This is a genomic window from Bilifractor sp. LCP21S3_F8 (genome assembly GCF_052117805.1).
Classification (GTDB): domain Bacteria; phylum Bacillota; class Clostridia; order Lachnospirales; family Lachnospiraceae; genus Bilifractor.
In genome coordinates this window covers 1-593 of sequence record NZ_JBQKIK010000072.1, presented here as the reverse complement: position 1 = coordinate 593, position 593 = coordinate 1, and the positions used below count along the sequence as shown (strand labels likewise).

Annotated in this window: 1 pseudogene; it reads right to left on the bottom strand. The window is 37.4% G+C overall.

Going from position 1 to position 593, the window contains the following annotated elements:
- Nucleotides 1-175 precede the first annotated feature (175 nt).
- Nucleotides 176-593 (bottom strand): annotated as a pseudogene (locus ACTQ3A_RS13940) (hypothetical protein); the annotation flags it as partial.

Below are 593 nucleotides of genomic sequence, written 5' to 3'. Positions count from 1 at the left end.
TTTGACATACTCCCACGGCTGAAGCCGTGGGATTCTTTAGATTCTCTTAACATCACCACAGTCGTATAGGAGGGATATAGTTAAGTCTTTCAAGATTTATCGTCTATAGGATTTCGATACCTGTGTACTTACTTTCCAGACGAAAGTTTTATGTCTGAACCTTTTTTATTTCTGTTTAGAATCCAAAACACTGTTTCATAGATATATTGTTTTCTTTCATTTTTTCGATCAGTTGGTCTTGTAGCTTTACAAATCGATCAAATTCATAGATGCATTTTTTCTGGTCCGGCTTGTTTAATTTCTGGTTACTGTTTCTCAAAAGAAAAGCACTATACAAGTCTCTTTGTACCTTATGACCGGCGATTATTTTTTCTCTCACAGACAAGTCCGTTTTTATGTACTGATCTTTCGCATGGTCGTACTGGCTGGCTTTATATTCTTTCGTACTTACTTTCGATACATTACCGCCGTAAAGTTTTGCCTTTTGTTCCAGAATCGTGACAAAACTTGCCGGTGCTCTGTCAGTTATCGACTTACCAAAACGTTTCCTGCGCTTATATTTATGAATCCGCTTTGCAGAACCATCCTTTTGC